This is a genomic window from Bradyrhizobium sp. (assembly GCF_052389815.1).
GTDB lineage: Bacteria > Pseudomonadota > Alphaproteobacteria > Rhizobiales > Xanthobacteraceae > Bradyrhizobium.
This window is the reverse complement of sequence record NZ_JBQTHN010000123.1, coordinates 1-17,038: the sequence shown is the minus strand read 5'-3', so window position 1 is coordinate 17,038 and position 17,038 is coordinate 1. Positions and strand designations below refer to the sequence as shown.

The following is a 17,038-nucleotide window of genomic DNA, read 5'->3' as shown; positions in this document are numbered from 1 at the left end:
CAGTAGAAATCCATTCGCAGTCCGACGCCATAGCGCCGAAAATATTCTGTTGCCGTCATTGCGCAAGCAGTGCAGAGAATGAACTTTCTACGAGTTGACAGGCCTTCCGAATACTTGCCCAGCCTCGCAGCGTGCCCACCTTCAGGAGCACGCAAGCAAAGGTGGGCACGGCGCAAGGGCGCCTTTGCCCACCCTACCGACCTAACGCAAGACTTCAGCTCGTCACCACCGTGTTGGTGTGCTCGACGTCTGGCGGTACGGCAAAATACTGGCCGACCAGCCCGCGCCATTCCGTGAAATTCTCCGAGCCGCGGAAGTCCACCGTGTGGTTCTCCAGGGTCTCCCACTTCACCATCAGCCGGTAGCGCTGCGGCTTTTCGATCGAGCGGTGCAGCTCGAAGCCGTGAAAGCCCCTGGAGCGGCCGAAGGCGGCGCGGGCCTTGGCGACGGCGGCCTCGAAATCCTTCTCGGTGCCCGGCTTGACGTCGATCTGCGCGATTTCGGTGATCATGGGAGCCTTTCCTGGCGCATGATCCGGAAAAGTGTGAAGCGGTTTTCCGAAAAGATCATGCGCAAACTAGAGGACGAAGGCCCGTCTCTACCGCGCCCGCCCGAAAAGAAAGAGGCGCCTAGCGGCGCCCTGGCGATAGCGGCTGGCTATTGCTCAGCCGAACAGCAGCACCAAACCGGCCACCAGCAGCAAGCAGCCGAGGAACATCGCGGCGGGCCAATGATGGCGCCGCTGGCCGTACAGGCCCTGCGCCCGCCGCTCCATGATCAGCGCGCTCTCATATTCATCCGACGAGGAGAACATGCAGGCAAAGCCGCCGCGCGCCGAGGCCGCCTCAGCTTCGAGAGCCATCAGCGCGGCTTGCGGGTTTCGTCGGCGGTATGAGTCCATGGCCGGTATGATAGGGATCGAATGGTAAACGGAAGGTTACCTCTTCCGTGTCACACGATTGACCTTGCGCTCAAGCGGTCGCGGGCTTGGCGACACCCGCAACGCCGGCGCTCTTGCGCCGCCAGTTCTCCAGCGACAGCGGCAATTCCTCGGCCGCCTCCACCTTGTTACGGCCAGTGCGCTTGGCCTGGTAAAGCGCGGTATCGGCCGCCGCCAGCAGCACCTCGAGCTCGGTGCCGGCCGGTCCGCCCGCGACGCCGATGCTGACGGTGGTGTCGACCGGGCCTTCGTCGCACTCGATGTTGGAGGATTCGAACGCCTGGCGCATCCTCTCGGCGACGATCACGCCCTCCTCCAGCGAACAGGGCAGAAGCGCCGCAAACTCCTCGCCGCCGATCCGCCCCGACAGGTCGGACAGGCGCAGGTTGCTGGACACCACCACCGCAAACAGCTTCAGGATCTCGTCGCCGGCCGGATGGCCGAAGCGGTCGTTGATCGACTTGAAGTGGTCGATGTCGAAGATCATCACCGTCACCGGCCGCCCGGCAACGGCCTCGCGCTCGATGACGCGCGCGCTGGCTTCGGCAAAGCCGCGGCGGTTGAACAGGCCGGTCAGCGGGTCGGTCGAGGCCGCGTTCTTGTGCGCAGCCACCGTGCGGTCCGACACCAGCATGAAGATCACGAAGACGGTGCCGATCGCGTACAGCACGAGCTCGACCGAGAACACCGTCACCCAGATGCTGCTGGAGAAGTTCGCATCATACGGGCGGATGCAGACGCCCAGTAAAATCGGCAGCATCAGCACGAAGCCGTGCAGCACGGGGATCGCGATCGTCGGCCAGCGCCGTTGCATGTCGCGGCGGCGCTCGCTCCACAATTCGGAGGCCGTCAGCGCCGCGTAGATCGCAACGATCGCAGCGCCGATGCTGAGCCGAATCGAGGCATCGCGCGGCGCCAGCGTCATCATGGTGGCGATCCACACCAGCGGACCCAGCACCAGCCCAGGCCACAGCAGCTTGCGGCCGTGAAACACGCGCGCGGCATTCCAGACCATGCCGCAGGCAAAGAAGCCGATCGAGGTCAGCGCCAGCGAGGCGATCGGGCCGAGGGTCGAGCCCCAGATCGTCCAGATGGCGACCGCGGCCGAGCCCAACAGATAGGCGGCGCCCCACCATTTCAGCGCGGCGATGTTCTCCTGCCGGCCGAACAGCACGAGCATGCCGCCGAGCATGGCCGCCAGCATGGTCGCGACGAGATAGAGGGTCGAGGTATCGAACGACATGCGGTCACCGGACGATCGTGATGGAGACGCGCCGGACACCATTCCGGCCGTGCGCCACCCGCCACACTAGGAGGCTCGCATTGGCAATCCGTTGTTCCTCACCGACAAGTTTTCGCGAAAATCTGGATTAATTAAGCTGCAACTCGCACCCAAAAAGGCGGGGCGATCGCATGTGCGGATTGCTTTTTTCATCGGCCTGCCCGCCACAAACCCGTCATGCCCGGGCTTGCCGCCTTCGCCAAGGCTTCGGCGGGCCGGCAAGCCCGGCCATGACGATGTGGAATCAAAAGCGATAGCCCTGCGCAAAAAGGGGCGCCTTTCAGCGCCCCTTTTCTTCCGTGTGCAGCGGATGCTGCAAATCTTAGCGAAGCGATTAGCGCTTCGAGAACTGGAACGAACGGCGGGCCTTGGCCTTGCCGTACTTCTTGCGCTCGACCACGCGGGAGTCACGGGTGAGGAAGCCGCCCTTCTTGAGCACGCTGCGCAGCTCCGGCTCGAAATTGGTCAGCGCCTTGGACAGGCCGTGACGGACCGCCCCGGCCTGGCCGGACAGGCCGCCGCCGGTGACGGTGCAGATCACGTCGTACTGGCCGGCGCGGGCGGCGGCGACCAGCGGCTGCTGGATCATCATGCGCAGCACCGGGCGGGCGAAGTAGACTTCGACGTCGCGGGTGTTGACGGAGATCTTGCCGCTGCCGGGCTTGACCCAGACGCGGGCGACCGCGTCCTTGCGCTTGCCGGTGGCATAGGCGCGGCCGTACTTGTCGATCTTCTTGACGTATTTCGGCGCTTCGGGAGCCGCCGGCTTCAGCTGCGAGAGCTGATCGAGAGACTGCATGGTGTCGGACATAGTTATGCGGCCCTCATGTTCTTGCGGTTCAGCGAGGCGATATCGACCTTCTCGGGGTTCTGCGCTTCATGCGGATGCTCGGCGCCGGGATAGACGCGCAGATTGCCCATCTGGACGCGGCCGAGCGGGCCGCGCGGGATCATGCGCTCGATCGCCTTCTCCACCACGCGCTCGGGGAAACGGCCCTCGAGGATCTCCTTGGCAGTGCGCTCCTTGATGCCGCCGATGAAGCCGGTGTGCTTGTAGTACACCTTCTGGTCGCGCTTGCGGCCGGTGAGCACGACATGCGCGGCGTTGACGATGATGACGTTATCGCCGCAATCGACGTGCGGCGTGTAGGTCGGAAGGTGCTTGCCGCGCAGGCGCATGGCGACGAGCGTGGCGAGGCGGCCGACGACCAGACCCTTGGCGTCGATCACGACCCACTTCTTCTGCACCTCGGCAGGCTTGGCCGAATAGGTTTTCATGTGCGGATTCCGTGAAAATGGAAATCGGCGCCCATCGGGCGCCGAACTGGGCGGGTTTCTATAGAAGCCGCATGCCGGCGTCAATGCCTTTCGTTCTTATTTAATCTATATAAAACAATAGCTTACAAATATGGTGCAATATTACCTCGTGAAACACTATGTGTTTGGAATGGAATAGGTCGCGGTGACATGGGCGATCGGATCGGAAGAATCCCCCGACGATAGCGTCACTTCGCCGACCGCGAGGCGTTTGCCGAGCTTGAGCAGCCGGGCCTCCGCCAGCACGTCCTGACCGGCTACGCCCTTGCGCAGGAAATTGATGTTGAGATTGGTGGTCACGGCAAGGCCCACCGGGCCGATCGCCGAGAGCAGCACCACATACATTGCGCAATCCGCCAGCGCCATCAACGTCGGCCCGGATACCGTGCCGCCCGGCCGCAGCATGCGCTCGCCGAAACGTTCGCGCACCAGGCACGACTCGCCGTCGGCGCGCTCGATCTTGATGGGGGTGCCGTCGCCAAAGGCCTGGGGGAATTCCCGCCGCAGGAACTCCTCGAGCTCCGCCACGCTCATTTTCGCAACTGCCATGCGTTTCCTGCTGCGTTCCCCGCCCTCGCCTCGAGCGGTCTCTTACATTAAGTTGAGGTCTGCTCAAGCAAGAAGAACTCAGATGCCCCAGACCGCCCGCGCCAGCCTGCCGCAACCGCCGATCCTGCTCCGCGAAAACATCGGCAGCATCGCCGTGCTCACGCTCAACCGGCCTGCGGCGCGCAACAGCCTCTCGGAAGGATTGATCGCCGAGCTGCACGCCGCGCTCAACGAGATCCGCGACGACAAGAGTGTGCGCGGCGTCGTGATCGCGGCCAATGGTCCGGCCTTCTCCGCCGGCCATAACATGAAGGAATTGACCGCGCGGCGCAGCGATCCCGACCGTGGCCGCACCTATTTCGCGCAAATCATGAATGCCTGCAGCGCGATGATGCAGGCGATCGTGCGTCTGCCGAAACCCGTGGTGGCTTCCGTGCAGGGCATCGCGACCGCGGCCGGCTGCCAGCTGGTCGCGAGCTGCGATCTTGCCGTGGCCTCCGAGGCCGCAAGCTTTGCCACGCCCGGCGTCGATATCGGCCTGTTCTGCTCGACGCCGATGGTGGCGCTGTCGCGCAATGTGCCGCGCAAGCAGGCGATGGAGATGCTGCTCACCGGCGAGGCCGTGCCGGCTGCAACCGCACAGGCCATCGGCCTCGTCAACCGCGTGGTGCCCGCCGGAACCGAGCGCGAGGCCGCAATTGCGCTGGCGCAGAAGGTCGCGCTGAAATCGGCCTACACGATCAGGCTCGGCAAGGAAGCGTTCTACCGCCAGATAGAGATGAGCCTTGCGGACGCCTACCGCTACGCCGCCGAGGTGATGACCGAGAACATGATGGCCCGCGACGCCGAGGAAGGCATCGGCGCCTTCATCGAGAAGCGCGAGCCGAAATGGCAGGATAGATAGTTTAGCCGTCATTGCGAGCGAAGCGAAGCAATCCATCTCACTGCACGGGGAAAGAATGGATTGCTTCGTCGCGGAGTTTATCATCGGGCCGCGCTTTGCGCGGACCCGTTGGCTCCTCGCAATGACGAAACGGGAAAGAATCGCGTGAACCACGACCAATACGACGACAACTACATCCGCGGCATCCTCAACAGCGTCAAATCGATCGCGATGGTCGGCGCCTCGCCGGTCAATGTGCGGCCGAGCTATTTCGCCTTCAAATATCTGGCGCAGCGCGGCTACGACATGATCCCCGTCAATCCCGGCCATGTCGGCAAGGCGCTCTTGGGCAAACCCTTCGTCGGCTCACTCGCCGATCTCGGCCGCCCCGTCGACATGATCGACATCTTCCGCAACTCCAGCCACATCATGCCGGTCGTCGAGGAAGCCTTGCAGCTGCCGACGCCACCGAAGGTGATCTGGATGCAGCTTGGCACGCGCGACGATGCGGCGGCGGCCAAGGCGGAGGCCGCCGGCATCAAGGTCGTGATGAACCGTTGCCCGAAGATCGAATACGGCCGGCTGTCGTCGGAGATCGCCTGGATGGGCGTCAATTCGCGCACCATCAGCGCCAAGCGCGCGCCTATACCGACGCAGGGCATGCGGCTGTCGCTCAACCGCGTCAGCGTCGGGGGCGGTGCGACCTCCGCCTCCGACCGCGCCGCGAAGGACAAGAGCGAGGCGACCTGACGTCACCGTGGAATAGTTGTTTGCGCCACGACAACGCACGGCGCGCGCCTTTCGAACATGCATTGCCCTCTCCGAGGTGCCTTGACGGCGGACCCATCCGCCATCAGCATGCCGCGCGATTTTCCCCTACCTGTTAAGGACTGAAGAATGACCGATCGTCAGCCGGGATTTTCAACCCTTGCCGTGCACGCAGGCGCGCAGCCCGATCCGACCACCGGCGCGCGGGCGACGCCGATCTATCAGACCACGTCCTTTGTGTTCAACGACGCCGACCATGCCGCCTCGTTGTTCGGGCTGCAGTCGTTCGGCAACATCTATACCCGGATCGGCAACCCCACCAACGCCGTGCTGGAGGAGCGCGTCGCCGCGCTCGAAGGCGGCACCGCGGCGCTCGCGGTGGCATCCGGCCATGCCGCGCAGGTGGTGACGCTGCAACAACTATTGATGCCCGGCGACGAGTTCGTCGCCGCGCGAAAACTCTATGGCGGCTCGATCAACCAGTTCACCCATTCCTTCAAGAGTTTCGGCTGGAACGTGGCGTGGGCCGACACCGATGATATCTCGAGCTTCGAGGCGGCAGTGACGCCGCGCACCAAGGCGATCTTCATCGAGTCCATCGCCAATCCCGGCGGCACCATCACCGACATCGAGGCGATTGCGGCGGTGGCGCGCAAGGCCGGCGTGCCCCTGATCGTCGACAACACGCTGGCGACGCCGTACCTGATTCGCCCGATCGACCATGGCGCCGACATCGTCGTGCATTCGCTGACCAAGTTTCTGGGCGGCCACGGCAACTCAATCGGCGGCATCATCGTCGATGCCGGCACCTTCGACTGGTCGAAGGATGGCAGGTATCCGATGCTGAGCGAGCCGCGCCCGGAGTATCACGGCATCAAGATCCAGGAGACCTTCGGCAATTTCGCATTCGCCATCGCCTGCCGCGTGCTGGGCCTGCGCGACCTCGGTCCCGCGCTGTCGCCGTTCAACGCCTTCCTGATCCTCACGGGAATCGAGACGCTGCCGCTGCGCATGCAGAAGCACTGCGAGAATGCGCGGGCCATCGCCGAATTCCTGTCGAACCATCCGGCGGTCGCCTCGGTGAGCTACGCCAGCCTGCCCGGCGACAGGTACAACCAGCTGGCGCGCAAATACGCGCCGAACGGCGCCGGCGCGGTGTTCACCTTCAGCCTCAAGGGCGGCTACGAGGCCGGCGTCAATCTGGTGTCGAACCTGAAGCTGTTCTCGCACCTCGCCAATGTCGGCGACACCCGCTCGCTGGTGATCCACCCGGCCTCCACCACCCACAGCCAGCTCGACGACGCCGCCAAGGTGCGCGCCGGCGCCGGTCCCGACATCGTGCGGCTGTCGATCGGCATCGAGGACAAGGACGATCTGATCGCGGACCTGGAGCAGGCGCTAAGCGCCTGATCTCACCGCCGTCATTGCGAGCGCAGCGAAGCAATCCACGCATCCTCGCGGGGACGGATGGATTGCTTCGTCGCTTCGCTCCTCGCAATGACGGCTGGCGCCAATCGTAAACGCCCGTTAACCCTTCGCGGGACGAAAGCTGGCATCCTGCGCTTCGTTAAGGATTCGGAGCCCATCATGCTGCGCTGGACGATGCTTCTGCTGGCTGGCGTCTTCATCGTCGGCACCCCCGCGGAAGCCGACGAGAACGCCGCACCGGCCAAGCCCGAAAACGCCGCGCCCGCCAAACCCGAAAATGCTGTGCCGGCCAAGCCAGAGAATGCTGCGCCCGCCAAATCCGAGAGCGTCGCGCCCGCCAAGCCCAAGCGTCGCGCCTACAGCGTCGCGCGCCAGCTGCCCCCCGGTTTGCCGCGTCCCGGCTACCGCTATCGCACGACGATCGCGCCGGCGACGCCGTACCGCGCCCCCGTGGTGGTGGAGACCGACGAGAGCCTCCTGATCACGCCGGCCTATGGCCCTGGCGGTTATCTCGCCAACCTCCCGGGCACGCCGCTCCTGCCGGGCTCCACGACCATCCCCGGCTATTATGGCCGCCCGTTCGACTATGATTATCAGGGCCCGTATTACGGCGGCCCCTACGTAGGCTATTACTGGCGCCTGCCCTACGCCTGCGGCGTCTACGGCTACTGCTAGATTGGGGCCGGAGACATCAACGCAGCACACCATAGCCGGATCGGTTCAAAAATATGGTAAGTTGCAGGAAAGCGTGACCCACTTTCAGACGCCGCCGTGCCCATCGCTCGGCACGACTCTCCGGATTGCAGGAACTGGACTAGGCGATAAGTCCCGCTGACAAAAACCTGTTACGAAGCAGCTTTAGATTTCGTGCTCGATGCACGCGATATTTCGAGCTCCGTTTCAAACAATGCTTTATCGGGACCCAACCCCCATGGTCAGCCGCTACATTTTGACAGTAACTGTTGTTCTTGCACTGGCATCAAATGCACAAGCCCAACAAGCTGAGCCAGACCAGAAAGCCCTGTTCACTGCCTATCTAAATTCCCCTGTCTACAAGGGCTACCTGGAAAAGATCTTCAACTTGGGCGAACCAGCAATCTTAAAGGCGGAATGTCCGACATTGAAGGTGGTCACTTACAATCGATATACGATATTGGAGCAACCGAAGTTCGTGCGCGCCGGCACGAACTTCAACATCGATGCAGGGGTCTGGGTGGCATCAACCGTGCTTGATCGCTGCGGTTCGCAGGTCACGAGACGCGCCCTGTTGAAGGCGCTTCCCAATACAAACCAGCTTCAACCTTCTTTTCTTCTGCCAGGCGATTTTCGTGGCAACCTCAAGCTTGAAGCCGACGCAATTCGAATCGTGACTCCGGGATTGATGGCATTTGCCAAATGTGAAGACCGTCGAAAGTTCCAAGTGCTGAACGTAGCAGCAACTACACCTACGGCTGCATCGACCACCGGATGGTCTGAAACTTGGACAGCTGTCGCTTGCGACAAGAAAATAGACGCGCAAGTGACCTATACGGCAATAGATAACGGAATGAACATCAGCGCCGGCAACTGGAAAGTCTACTGATGTTTCGTCGCGTCACCCGGACGGGACCATCCGGCCGGCCCGACGACGGGCGCCAGTTTCTCGGATAGCGCCGTCACGCGCCGCGGCGACAGGCGCTCGACATTCACGACCGCGATCGTCAGCACGACGATCGCCACCGCCTGATGCGCCAGCGCCAGATCGAGCGGCACCTGCTGAAGCAGCGTCAGGATTCCCAGCACTGCCTGCACCAACACGGCGCCGGCCAGCCACCATGCGCCGCCGATCACGGCGCTCGGCGCACGTGCGCGTACCGCATCGACCGCATGCCACAGCGCCATCGCGAGCAGCAGATACGCCGTCATGCGGTGCTCGAACTGCACCGTCAGCACGCTGTCGAACAGATTGCGCCACCACGGCGTTTCGAAGAACAGCCGATCGGCCGACGGAATGAACGCGCCGTCGATCTCCGGCCACGTGTTGTAGGCCCGCCCTGCGCGCAGGCCCGCCACCAGCGCGCCGAAATAGATCTGCAGGAAGGTGAGCCAGAGCAGGATATGGCCGAACAGCTTCAGCCGAGGCGCGGCTGCGACCGCCGGCAATGCCTTCATGCGCCGCACCGTCCAGACGATCGCAGCAAAGATCACCAGCGCGAGGATGAGATGGGCGGCAAGCCGGTACTGCGAGACTTCCGTCCGCTGCGTCAGGCCCGAGGCCACCATCCACCAGCCGACCGCGCCCTGCAGGGCGCCCAGCGCGAAGAGCAGCCACAGCCGGCGCTTGAGCTCCGCGCTCAAGCCACCGCGCCAGAGGAAGAAGAGGAACGGCAACAGATAGGCCGCGCCGATGAAGCGTCCGAGCAGGCGATGCGCCCATTCCCACCAGAAGATGGTCTTGAACTCGGCTAGCGTCATGCCGGCATTGAGCTCGCGATATTGCGGGATCTTCTTGTAGCCCTCGAAGGCCTCCTGCCACTGCGCGTCCGTCAGCGGCGGCAGCGTGCCGGTCACCGGCTTCCACTCGACGATCGACAGGCCAGACTCCGTCAGCCGGGTCGCCCCGCCGACCAGCACCATCAGCGCGATCAGCGCGGCGACGCCGATCAGCCACCAGCGCACGGCCGTGTTTTGGGACGCAGGGGTGGCGGAAATGCCTTGCATGAAGCCCGCTTGTTTGGTTCGGTGCGCCCCTTATAGTCCGCCGCCTCCCGGGCGCAAGCTGAGCTAAATCAAACCGGCCGCACATTTTCCCATGACCATCCGCACCCGCAAGTTCCTGGGCGCCATCGCGCTGATCCTGCTCGCCACGGTGTGGTCGCTGCTCGGCATGGCGCTGGCGCAGATGCCGGTCATTGCCGGTTCCGGCTGGCTGCAGGCGGTCTACTACGTCGTGGTCGGGATCGGCTGGGTGCTGCCGGCAATGCCCGTCGTCAGCTGGATGCTGCGGCCCGACGTCTGAAGCGGGTTGTTCCGCGTCGGCGCCACCGGCGCGAAGGTGATGCCCGACAGCAGCACCCGCATCATCCGGATCGAGCCTTCACGGCCGTCCCAGCCGATGCGCGGCAGCGCGTAGAGATTGGTGCGCCCGAGCGGCTCGACCACGCCGCCGATGGTCGAGGCGGCACTGGCAAAGCCCGCCTCCTCCGCCATCACCACATGCTGCCGCCGGAAGGCGCCGCGGCCGCCGAAGGGATAGGCGAAATGCCTGACGTCGCGCTGGAACGCCGCCTGCGTCACCGCCTTGCCCATGGCGATCTCGCGCTGCGCGTCGCCATCGCGAAGGCTCGACAGCGCCGGATAGTTCACCGTTGCACTGCCGATGGTGGCGTTGGGGTCGGCGGCGATCTTCGCAAGGTCGTCCCAGTTCATCCAGGCATTGCGCGACAGCGCCGCCATGTCGGTCGAGTAGCGCGTGCAGAGATCCTTGATGGCAAAGCTGCGGTCCGCCGGCGACAGCGCGCGCAGCCATTCGCAGAGATAGTCGAACAGCTGGTATTTCGCCTGCGTTTTGTAGATCATGAAGTGCCGCTCCTTGCGGTCCATCACGAGGCTGATGCGGCTCTCGCGCGCGATCATCTGCTCCAGCGCCAGCCACCACGCTTCGCCCAACCCGTCAGGAAAGGCGGTGGGCAGATAAAGCGCAAATGGCACGTCGTGCTTCCTGAGCACCGGATGGGCGTAGGTGGCGAAATCCTTGTAGCCGCCGTCGAAGGTCAGCGCGACGAAGCGCGAGCGCGTCGGCGGCGACAGCGCGCGATGGCATACCTCGTCCATCGAAACGATGTCGTATTTCCAGCGCCTCAGCGCGCGGATGGTGCGATCGAGGAACCGCGGCGTGATCTCATGCGGCTTTTGCGGCTGGAACAATCCGAGATGCGACGGCCGGACATGCTGGAACCGCAGCACCGCGCCGGCCCCGCCGGTCTGGCGCTGCTTCAGCCTCGCGTAGAAGCTGAAATAAGCGAGCTCCATCTGTGCCCGCCTGATGAACCAGTTCTCCGACGTCACCTAAGTCCCCAAGATCCCGCCGCTCCCCCGCCCGGGGGCGCGGGCATTGTTATTACTCTTTGTTGACATTTCCCTGCGAAGGTCGCGCCAAGCCACAATTGTAAACAATTTCTGACAGGTGTCGCTGATGACCATGGCCGCGGCGATCGAAAGCCGGACCGCGCAGGCGGGCCACTGGTCGAAGGCGAGCCGGATCGCGGCGGTCGACATACTCTCCGATCTCGGCAAGGCCGAGGCGATCTGGCGCGAGTTGGAACGCCACCACACCGCGCACACCCCCTACCAGCGTTTCGACTTCCTCGCGGCCTGGCAGCGCCGGGTCGGCGCGCACGAAGGGTCTGCGCCCTTTATCGCTATCGCCCATGATGCGGAGCGCCGTCCGCTGGCGCTGCTGCCGCTCGCCTGCCACCGCACCTGCGGCGTCAACGTTGCAAGCTTCATGGGCGGCAAGCATTCCACCTTCAACATGGCGCTGTGGGACCGCGATTTCGCCGCCGGCGCCGGCGAGGCCGACATGGCCGCGCTGATGGCCGGCATCGCGGAACATGGCAGCGCCGACATGCTGGCGCTGTACCAGCAGCCGCTCACCTGGCGCGAATTGCAGAACCCGCTGGCGCTGCTGCCGCACCAGCCGTCCGTCAACGACTGCCCGCTGCTGGTCATGGAGGTGGGCGCCGAGCCCGCCGCGCGGATCTCGAATTCGTTCCGGCGGCGGCTGAAGGGCAAGGAGCGCAAGCTGCAGCCGCAGCCCGTCCGCTCTTACGTCGCCACCGAAGACGCCGAGATCACCCGCCTGCTCGACTGGTTCTTCCGGATCAAGCCGCTGCGGATGGCGGAGCAGAAGCTGCCCAACGTCTTTGCCGATCCCGGCGTCGAAGACTTCGTGCGCGCCGCGTGCCTGGCCCGCCTCGAAGGCGGCGGCCGCGCCATCGACATCCACGCGCTGGAATGCGAGACGGAAGTGATAGCGATCTTCGCCGGCGTCGCCGACGGCCATCGCTTCTCCATGATGTTCAACACCTACACCCTGTCGGGTAACGCCAAATACAGCCCCGGCCTGATCCTGATGCGCGACATCATCGATCACTATGCTGCATCGGGCTATCGCGCGCTCGACCTCGGCATCGGCTCCGACGACTACAAGCGGCTGTTCTGCAAGAACGACGAGCCAATCTTCGACAGCTTCATCCCCCTCACCGCCCGCGGCCGCATGGCCGCCTCCGCGATGAGCGCCCTCGGCCGCGCCAAGCGGATGGTCAAGCACAATCCGGTGCTGTTCGACATGGCGCAAAAGCTGCGCGGCGCATTGCGGTAGACTTCCTTGCTCCCTCCTTCGTCATGTCCGGGGCAAAAGCGCGAAGCGCGTCTTCGCGCTAGATGACCTGGGCATCCGCGACTTTGCCACCGCGAGAAGAAGACCTGGATGGCCGGGACAAGCCCGGCCATAACGAGGGGAAACAGTCCCGCCCAAGTTCTGGGATAGACTACAACACCACCCGCCGCCCCTCTTCCGCCGCCCAGTAGCCGGCGTAGTTGACCTTGATGGTCTCGAAGGCCAGCGCGAGACCGGCGAGCGGCTGCCGCCCCGTCGCGGCGCACTCCATGAAATCCTGGATCTCCTGCAGATAGCCGCGCGTCCATTCCTCCTCGAGGCAGATGTACTGCCAGCCGGTCTTGCGATCGACCTTCTCGGTGATGTAGACGCCTTCGAGCTTCTCCTCGCTGGTCTGGTAGCTCATCATGTGCGTGTTCGGCGTGATGTTGGCGAACAGCGCGCCGCCGCTGGTGTAGGTCTCGATCAGGTTGCGCACGCCGCCCGCGATCATGTCGCCGGAGAACACGGTCCCCTTGGTGCCGTCGGAGAAGGTGACGGTGAGCGTGCCCCAGTCCTCGACGTCCACCGGATTGGATTTCACGACACCGCGTTCATCGGCCGGCAGGCATGCCGCGACATTGCCGACGTCGCAGGTGACGCTGGCAACCGCGATGGTCTCGCCGCGCGCCCTCGCCCCCACCTGCTTGAGATAGAGCACCGCAGAAAGCGGATGGCAGCCCATCCGGATCAGCGAGCCGCCGCCGGTCATCGCCCAGTGCGCAGCATGCGCGGCATGCGAGCCGGAGTGGCTCTCCTCGCCCTTCATGAACAGGATCTTGTCCTTCGTTGCCTTCAGTATCTCCACGGTCTTGGTCACCGCCGGCGCGTAGATCCAGTCCTCGGCATACATAAAGAGCTTTCCGCTTCCCTCGATCGCCGCGCGGGTCCGCTCCATCTCCTCCAGCACGCGCTCATACATCAGCGCCTTCGGCACGTGCTTGCCGATCGGCTGTTTGTCGCCGTCGCGCCCGAAATAGCCGGCGAACGGCTTCTCGCAAATGACATGCTTGCCCGCCTGCATCGCCTCCGCGATCATCGAGGCATGCAGATTGGGCGGCGTGCAGATGTCGACGACGTCGAGATCGCGGTCGGCGATCAGCTCGCGAAAGCTGCGGCAGGCGTTCGGAATATGGTGCCGGCTGGCAAAATCGGCGACGTGGTCGCCGCGCGCCGCAACCGTCCTGACCTCGACGTCCACGCCATAGACGCGCCGGTAGGCGTGCATGTGCAGCTCCGCCACGAAGCCGCAGCCGACGAGCCCGACCCTGATTTTCGTCATGGCGCGCGCCTCTCCGATGTCGTTTTGGTCAGTTCTGCATTATAGCGCGATAAGACGCACGCTCTTGCCGCGTCATGGCCGGGCTTGTCCAGCACGAGGCCGGGCATGACCGCCCTGGATACCTAAGCGTAATCTAGATCAGGCCGCCACCACCCGCGGCCCCGCCACCGCCTTCTCCGGCTGACAGGCCTTGCTCAGCATCGCCACATCGGAGAAGCCGGCGGCCTTCAGCTCGGCACACATCTGGATGCGCGCGTCCTGCTCCATGGAGGCGTCCGGCACTACCACCGCACGGGCATGTGCGGTGAGCAGTTCCGCCGGGAGGTCGGAGGCGGTGCCGGCATCGAGCAGGACGTGGTCGTAGACCCGCAGCAGGGCGTCGATGGCAAGCGCAAGGCGCGGCGATTGCAGCAGCGCGCGATCGAAGCCGGGGCGACCGGCGCTGACCAGATGCACGCGCGATAGCCTGTCCCTGGTGATCACTTGCGTAAACGAGGCTTCGCCCTGCATCAGCTCGGCAAGGCCCGGCGCATTGGCATCGACCGAGACCGCCGCGAGGGTCGGCGAGGAAGCGGCGAGATCGACCACCACGACCTTGGCATCGCGCCCCATCAGGCGCGCCAGCGTCAACGCGGTAAGCGTGATGCCCTCGCCCGCGGCGGTGCCGAGGATGGTGACCTTGTGGGCCGCCCTGCCCGCCCTGCAGAGATCGCGGGCCAGCCGCTCGATCTCGTTGAGCGGGGCCGGCGCCTCGGCGGCAGGCGCGATGGTGGCTTCGCTGAAATCGGGTTCGCTCCGGCGGACCGCCGGCTCGGCCGCCGGCTCGCGTGCGATTGGCGGCGGCGCCGGAGCTACTGTCGGAGCCGGAGCCGTGGCCGCCGAGGGCGCTGAGGTGGGAGCCAACGTCGGTGCAGGCGGCCCGGTGAAGATCGGCTCGACCGCTGAAGCTTCTTCCGCCATCGGGGCCGCCGCGAAGGCGCGCGGCGCGGTCATGCGCATCAGTTCGCCGGTCACGATCAGGCCGCTGGTGAGCAGGAGCGTCGCCAGGGTCGCGATCAGCACGATCGGCAGCTTCTTCGGATAGGCCGGGATGTTGGACACCGTTCCGCGCGAAATGATGCGGCCGTCGGACGGACCGGAATCGATGTTTTCCCGCGCGGCGGCTTCGCGGTACTTCGCCAGATAGGACTCCAGCAGGTCGCGCTGCGCCTTGGCCTCGCGCTCCAGCGCGCGCAGCTGCACGTCCTGGCTGTTGGTCGAGGTGGCCTGCTTCTTCATCTGCTCGAGGCTCGCCGTCATGCTGTCGACCCGGCCGCCGGCAATGCGGGCGTCGTTCTCGAGCGAGCGCGACACCTTGCTGGCCTCGTCGCGGATCTGACGATCGAGGTCGCCAAGCTGCGCCTTCAGTTCCTTGATGCGGGGATGGCCGTCGAGCAAGGTCGAGGACTGCTCGGCCAGTTGCGCGCGCAGCGTGGCGCGCTGCTCGGACAGGCGGCGGATCAGCTCGGAGTTCAGCACCTCGGAAGCCTCGATCGGCTTGCCGCCCTGCAGCATCTCACGGATCAGCCGCGCCTTGGTCTCGGCGTCCGACTTCAGCGCGCGCGCGTTGCTGAGCTGGGTGTTGATCTCGCCCATCTGCTGGTTCGACAGCGTGGTATTGTTGGTGCCGACGAACAGGCTCGACTTGGAGCGGAAATCCTCGACGCGGGATTCGGCCTCGGACACCTTCTTGCGCAGGCTGTCGATCTCGCCGAGCAGCCACTGCCCGGCGGATCTCGCCTGCTGCTGCCGCGCCGCCTGCTGCAGCACCAGATAACCATCGGCGATCGAGTTGACGACCTTGGCGGCGAGCTCCGAATCGCGCGACTGGAATTCGATGACGATGACGCGCGACTTGTCGACCGCGTACGCGGTCAGCCGCTCGTAATAGGCGTCCAGTACCCGTTCTTCCGGCGTCATCGCGAAGGGATCGCGCGCGATGCCGAACATCGCCAGCAGCGACTTCAGCGGCGACACGCCGGTCAGTACCGGATCGAATTCCGGACGTTCGGCGAGCTTGTTCCTGGCGATCACCTCGCGGGCGAGCTCGCGCGACAGCACGAGCTGCACCTGGCTGGTCACCGCTTCCGCATCCAGCGCCGAACGCTCTTCCGCGCGGTCGGCGTTGGGACGCAGGAATACGTTCTCGCGCCCGTCAATCAGGATGCGGGCCTCGGACTTGTAACGCGGCGTGATGAGATTCACGGCGACGACGGACATCACCAGCGACAGCACGGTCGGGACGACGATCCAGCCGCGCTTCCTCACCAGCGCCTGGCCGAGCGCACGCATGTCGAGATCGCCGCTGTCGGACGCCGCTGCGGCGGGCCAGCGCGCGACGGTGCGGGCGGATACCGTCTTGGACACAGACTTGTCGACGGGCGCGGGCGCCGTGTCGGCGGGCACCGCCCGCTCCACCGCCTTCGCCTTGTCGGCACGCCAAAACGCCAAACGCATCGCACTCTCCCGCGGACGCCACTGCTCTACTTCAACGTGCCCGATTACACTCCATTAAGGTTGAGGCTGGGTTAATCGCGCCGGCTCAAGCGGGCCGGCACGAGTTTCGCCGCGCCACGGTCATGCTTTGTTAACCATGAAAGCCCTTAATCGGCCTCAATAGTTTAGTCGGGATTCTCTTATGCGAGGCGCTCGCGCCGCCATTATGTGTCTGTTGTCGGCACTAGCGCTGTCGGGCTGCATGGGCAGGACGGCGCCCGTCGCCGTGGCGCCGAAGAACAACCTGGACGCGATGGCCTATGGCGGCGCCGGCTACGCCCCTGCCCGCACCATGGCGGTTGCGTATGCGGCCCCAGTGCCCGCGCCCTACGACATGCCCTATCATCTCGATGCCGGCGACAAGCTGCGCGTCGTGGTCTACGGCCAGGAAGGCCTCACCAACACCTATGCGATCAGTGCCGGCGGCACCATCACCATGCCGCTGATCGGCGCGGTGCCTGCGCGCGGCCGCACACCGCAGGGCCTCGCCCGCGACATCTCCGCGCGGCTGCGCAACGGCTTCATCCGCGAGCCCTCCGTCGCGGTCGAAATCGAGTCCTACCGCCCGTTCTTCATCCTCGGTGAGGTGCAGGCGCCAGGCCAGTATCCTTACGTGCCCAACATGACCGCCGAAA

18 protein-coding genes are annotated in these 17,038 nt (G+C 64.8%); 8 read left to right on the top strand and 10 right to left on the bottom strand.

The genetic code is table 11. The annotated features are described in order from the left end of the window. Nucleotides 1–214: 214 nt before the first annotated feature. From ACT4OC_RS20665 to ACT4OC_RS20640, 6 genes are all read right to left on the bottom strand, one after another. Nucleotides 215–511, bottom strand: a complete 297-nt coding sequence (locus tag ACT4OC_RS20665; RefSeq protein ID WP_444840889.1) for an antibiotic biosynthesis monooxygenase family protein — start codon at nucleotides 509–511, stop codon at nucleotides 215–217. Between the two features lie 153 nt (nucleotides 512–664). Beyond that, on the bottom strand, nucleotides 665–901 hold the full coding sequence (locus ACT4OC_RS20660) for a hypothetical protein (protein ID WP_444840888.1): 237 nt from the start codon (nucleotides 899–901) through the stop codon (nucleotides 665–667). Between the two features lie 70 nt (nucleotides 902–971). Further along, nucleotides 972–2,183: a diguanylate cyclase gene (locus ACT4OC_RS20655; protein WP_444840887.1), complete on the bottom strand. Its 1,212-nt coding sequence runs from the start codon at nucleotides 2,181–2,183 to the stop codon at nucleotides 972–974. A 373-nt stretch (nucleotides 2,184–2,556) separates the two neighbouring features. Beyond that, nucleotides 2,557–3,033: a 30S ribosomal protein S9 gene (gene rpsI, locus ACT4OC_RS20650; protein ID WP_444840886.1), complete on the bottom strand. Its 477-nt coding sequence runs from the start codon at nucleotides 3,031–3,033 to the stop codon at nucleotides 2,557–2,559. Between the two features lie 2 nt (nucleotides 3,034–3,035). Further along, entirely contained in the window at nucleotides 3,036–3,500 is a 465-nt protein-coding gene (rplM, locus tag ACT4OC_RS20645; RefSeq protein WP_444840885.1) for a 50S ribosomal protein L13, read from the bottom strand. Nucleotides 3,501–3,656: 156 nt separating this feature from the next. After that, nucleotides 3,657–4,088 carry a PaaI family thioesterase gene (locus ACT4OC_RS20640; protein WP_444840884.1) on the bottom strand — a complete coding sequence of 144 codons (432 nt, stop codon included), beginning with the start codon at nucleotides 4,086–4,088 and terminating at the stop codon, nucleotides 3,657–3,659. A gap of 82 nt (nucleotides 4,089–4,170) precedes the next feature. Between ACT4OC_RS20640 and ACT4OC_RS20635 the strand changes: the two genes are divergently transcribed. The 5 genes from ACT4OC_RS20635 to ACT4OC_RS20615 all read left to right on the top strand — a co-directional run bounded on the left by ACT4OC_RS20635 (nucleotide 4,171) and on the right by ACT4OC_RS20615 (nucleotide 8,749). After that, nucleotides 4,171–4,992: an enoyl-CoA hydratase gene (locus ACT4OC_RS20635; protein ID WP_444840883.1), complete on the top strand. Its 822-nt coding sequence runs from the start codon at nucleotides 4,171–4,173 to the stop codon at nucleotides 4,990–4,992. Between the two features lie 144 nt (nucleotides 4,993–5,136). Next, nucleotides 5,137–5,721: a CoA-binding protein gene (locus ACT4OC_RS20630; RefSeq protein WP_444840882.1), complete on the top strand. Its 585-nt coding sequence runs from the start codon at nucleotides 5,137–5,139 to the stop codon at nucleotides 5,719–5,721. A gap of 147 nt (nucleotides 5,722–5,868) precedes the next feature. Then, the gene (locus ACT4OC_RS20625; protein WP_444840881.1) at nucleotides 5,869–7,149 is read left to right on the top strand and encodes an O-acetylhomoserine aminocarboxypropyltransferase; all 1,281 of its coding nucleotides are present in this window, start codon (nucleotides 5,869–5,871) and stop codon (nucleotides 7,147–7,149) included. A gap of 192 nt (nucleotides 7,150–7,341) precedes the next feature. Next, the gene (locus ACT4OC_RS20620; protein ID WP_444840880.1) at nucleotides 7,342–7,842 is read left to right on the top strand and encodes a hypothetical protein; all 501 of its coding nucleotides are present in this window, start codon (nucleotides 7,342–7,344) and stop codon (nucleotides 7,840–7,842) included. A 256-nt stretch (nucleotides 7,843–8,098) separates the two neighbouring features. Continuing rightward, nucleotides 8,099–8,749, top strand: a complete 651-nt coding sequence (locus tag ACT4OC_RS20615) for a hypothetical protein (RefSeq protein ID WP_444840879.1) — start codon at nucleotides 8,099–8,101, stop codon at nucleotides 8,747–8,749. On the opposite strand, the gene ACT4OC_RS20610 is transcribed toward ACT4OC_RS20615, so the two are convergent. Next, nucleotides 8,743–9,867 (bottom strand): COX15/CtaA family protein, encoded by a 1,125-nt coding sequence (locus ACT4OC_RS20610; protein WP_444840878.1) that lies wholly within the window; start codon nucleotides 9,865–9,867, stop codon nucleotides 8,743–8,745. The two genes, ACT4OC_RS20615 and ACT4OC_RS20610, sit on opposite strands and share 7 nt — an antisense overlap. A gap of 91 nt (nucleotides 9,868–9,958) precedes the next feature. Between ACT4OC_RS20610 and ACT4OC_RS20605 the strand changes: the two genes are divergently transcribed. Next, nucleotides 9,959–10,165 carry a DUF2842 domain-containing protein gene (locus ACT4OC_RS20605; RefSeq protein WP_444840877.1) on the top strand — a complete coding sequence of 69 codons (207 nt, stop codon included), beginning with the start codon at nucleotides 9,959–9,961 and terminating at the stop codon, nucleotides 10,163–10,165. On the opposite strand, the gene ACT4OC_RS20600 is transcribed toward ACT4OC_RS20605, so the two are convergent. Beyond that, nucleotides 10,090–11,214 (bottom strand): polysaccharide deacetylase family protein, encoded by a 1,125-nt coding sequence (locus ACT4OC_RS20600; RefSeq protein WP_444840876.1) that lies wholly within the window; start codon nucleotides 11,212–11,214, stop codon nucleotides 10,090–10,092. The two genes, ACT4OC_RS20605 and ACT4OC_RS20600, sit on opposite strands and share 76 nt — an antisense overlap. Before the next feature lie 127 nt (nucleotides 11,215–11,341). On the opposite strand from ACT4OC_RS20600, the gene ACT4OC_RS20595 reads away from it, so the two are divergent. Continuing rightward, nucleotides 11,342–12,529, top strand: a complete 1,188-nt coding sequence (locus ACT4OC_RS20595; protein ID WP_444840875.1) for a GNAT family N-acetyltransferase — start codon at nucleotides 11,342–11,344, stop codon at nucleotides 12,527–12,529. A 169-nt stretch (nucleotides 12,530–12,698) separates the two neighbouring features. Here ACT4OC_RS20595 and ACT4OC_RS20590 read toward each other — a convergent pair whose 3' ends face one another. Then, nucleotides 12,699–13,868: a Gfo/Idh/MocA family protein gene (locus ACT4OC_RS20590; protein WP_444840874.1), complete on the bottom strand. Its 1,170-nt coding sequence runs from the start codon at nucleotides 13,866–13,868 to the stop codon at nucleotides 12,699–12,701. A gap of 138 nt (nucleotides 13,869–14,006) precedes the next feature. Beyond that, nucleotides 14,007–16,364, bottom strand: a complete 2,358-nt coding sequence (locus tag ACT4OC_RS20585) for a GumC family protein (protein ID WP_444840873.1) — start codon at nucleotides 16,362–16,364, stop codon at nucleotides 14,007–14,009. A gap of 181 nt (nucleotides 16,365–16,545) precedes the next feature. Between ACT4OC_RS20585 and ACT4OC_RS20580 the strand changes: the two genes are divergently transcribed. Next, the coding region (locus ACT4OC_RS20580) for a polysaccharide biosynthesis/export family protein (RefSeq protein WP_444840872.1) at nucleotides 16,546–17,038 on the top strand (493 nt) is incomplete at its 3' end.

Excerpts from the sequence above, each read along its gene's own strand:
- ACT4OC_RS20665 (WP_444840889.1), bottom strand. The coding sequence starts at position 511 with ATGATCACCGAAATCGCGCAGATCGACGTCAAGCCGGGCACCGAGAAG.
- ACT4OC_RS20660 (WP_444840888.1), bottom strand. The coding sequence starts at position 901 with ATGGACTCATACCGCCGACGAAACCCGCAAGCCGCGCTGATGGCTCTC.
- ACT4OC_RS20655 (WP_444840887.1), bottom strand. The coding sequence starts at position 2,183 with ATGTCGTTCGATACCTCGACCCTCTATCTCGTCGCGACCATGCTGGCG.
- rpsI (WP_444840886.1), bottom strand. The coding sequence starts at position 3,033 with ATGTCCGACACCATGCAGTCTCTCGATCAGCTCTCGCAGCTGAAGCCG.
- rplM (WP_444840885.1), bottom strand. The coding sequence starts at position 3,500 with ATGAAAACCTATTCGGCCAAGCCTGCCGAGGTGCAGAAGAAGTGGGTC.
- ACT4OC_RS20640 (WP_444840884.1), bottom strand. The coding sequence starts at position 4,088 with ATGGCAGTTGCGAAAATGAGCGTGGCGGAGCTCGAGGAGTTCCTGCGG.
- ACT4OC_RS20635 (WP_444840883.1), top strand. The coding sequence starts at position 4,171 with ATGCCCCAGACCGCCCGCGCCAGCCTGCCGCAACCGCCGATCCTGCTC.
- ACT4OC_RS20625 (WP_444840881.1), top strand. The coding sequence starts at position 5,869 with ATGACCGATCGTCAGCCGGGATTTTCAACCCTTGCCGTGCACGCAGGC.
- ACT4OC_RS20620 (WP_444840880.1), top strand. The coding sequence starts at position 7,342 with ATGCTTCTGCTGGCTGGCGTCTTCATCGTCGGCACCCCCGCGGAAGCC.
- ACT4OC_RS20615 (WP_444840879.1), top strand. The coding sequence starts at position 8,099 with ATGGTCAGCCGCTACATTTTGACAGTAACTGTTGTTCTTGCACTGGCA.
- ACT4OC_RS20610 (WP_444840878.1), bottom strand. The coding sequence starts at position 9,867 with ATGCAAGGCATTTCCGCCACCCCTGCGTCCCAAAACACGGCCGTGCGC.
- ACT4OC_RS20605 (WP_444840877.1), top strand. The coding sequence starts at position 9,959 with ATGACCATCCGCACCCGCAAGTTCCTGGGCGCCATCGCGCTGATCCTG.
- ACT4OC_RS20595 (WP_444840875.1), top strand. The coding sequence starts at position 11,342 with ATGACCATGGCCGCGGCGATCGAAAGCCGGACCGCGCAGGCGGGCCAC.
- ACT4OC_RS20590 (WP_444840874.1), bottom strand. The coding sequence starts at position 13,868 with ATGACGAAAATCAGGGTCGGGCTCGTCGGCTGCGGCTTCGTGGCGGAG.
- ACT4OC_RS20585 (WP_444840873.1), bottom strand. The coding sequence starts at position 16,364 with ATGCGTTTGGCGTTTTGGCGTGCCGACAAGGCGAAGGCGGTGGAGCGG.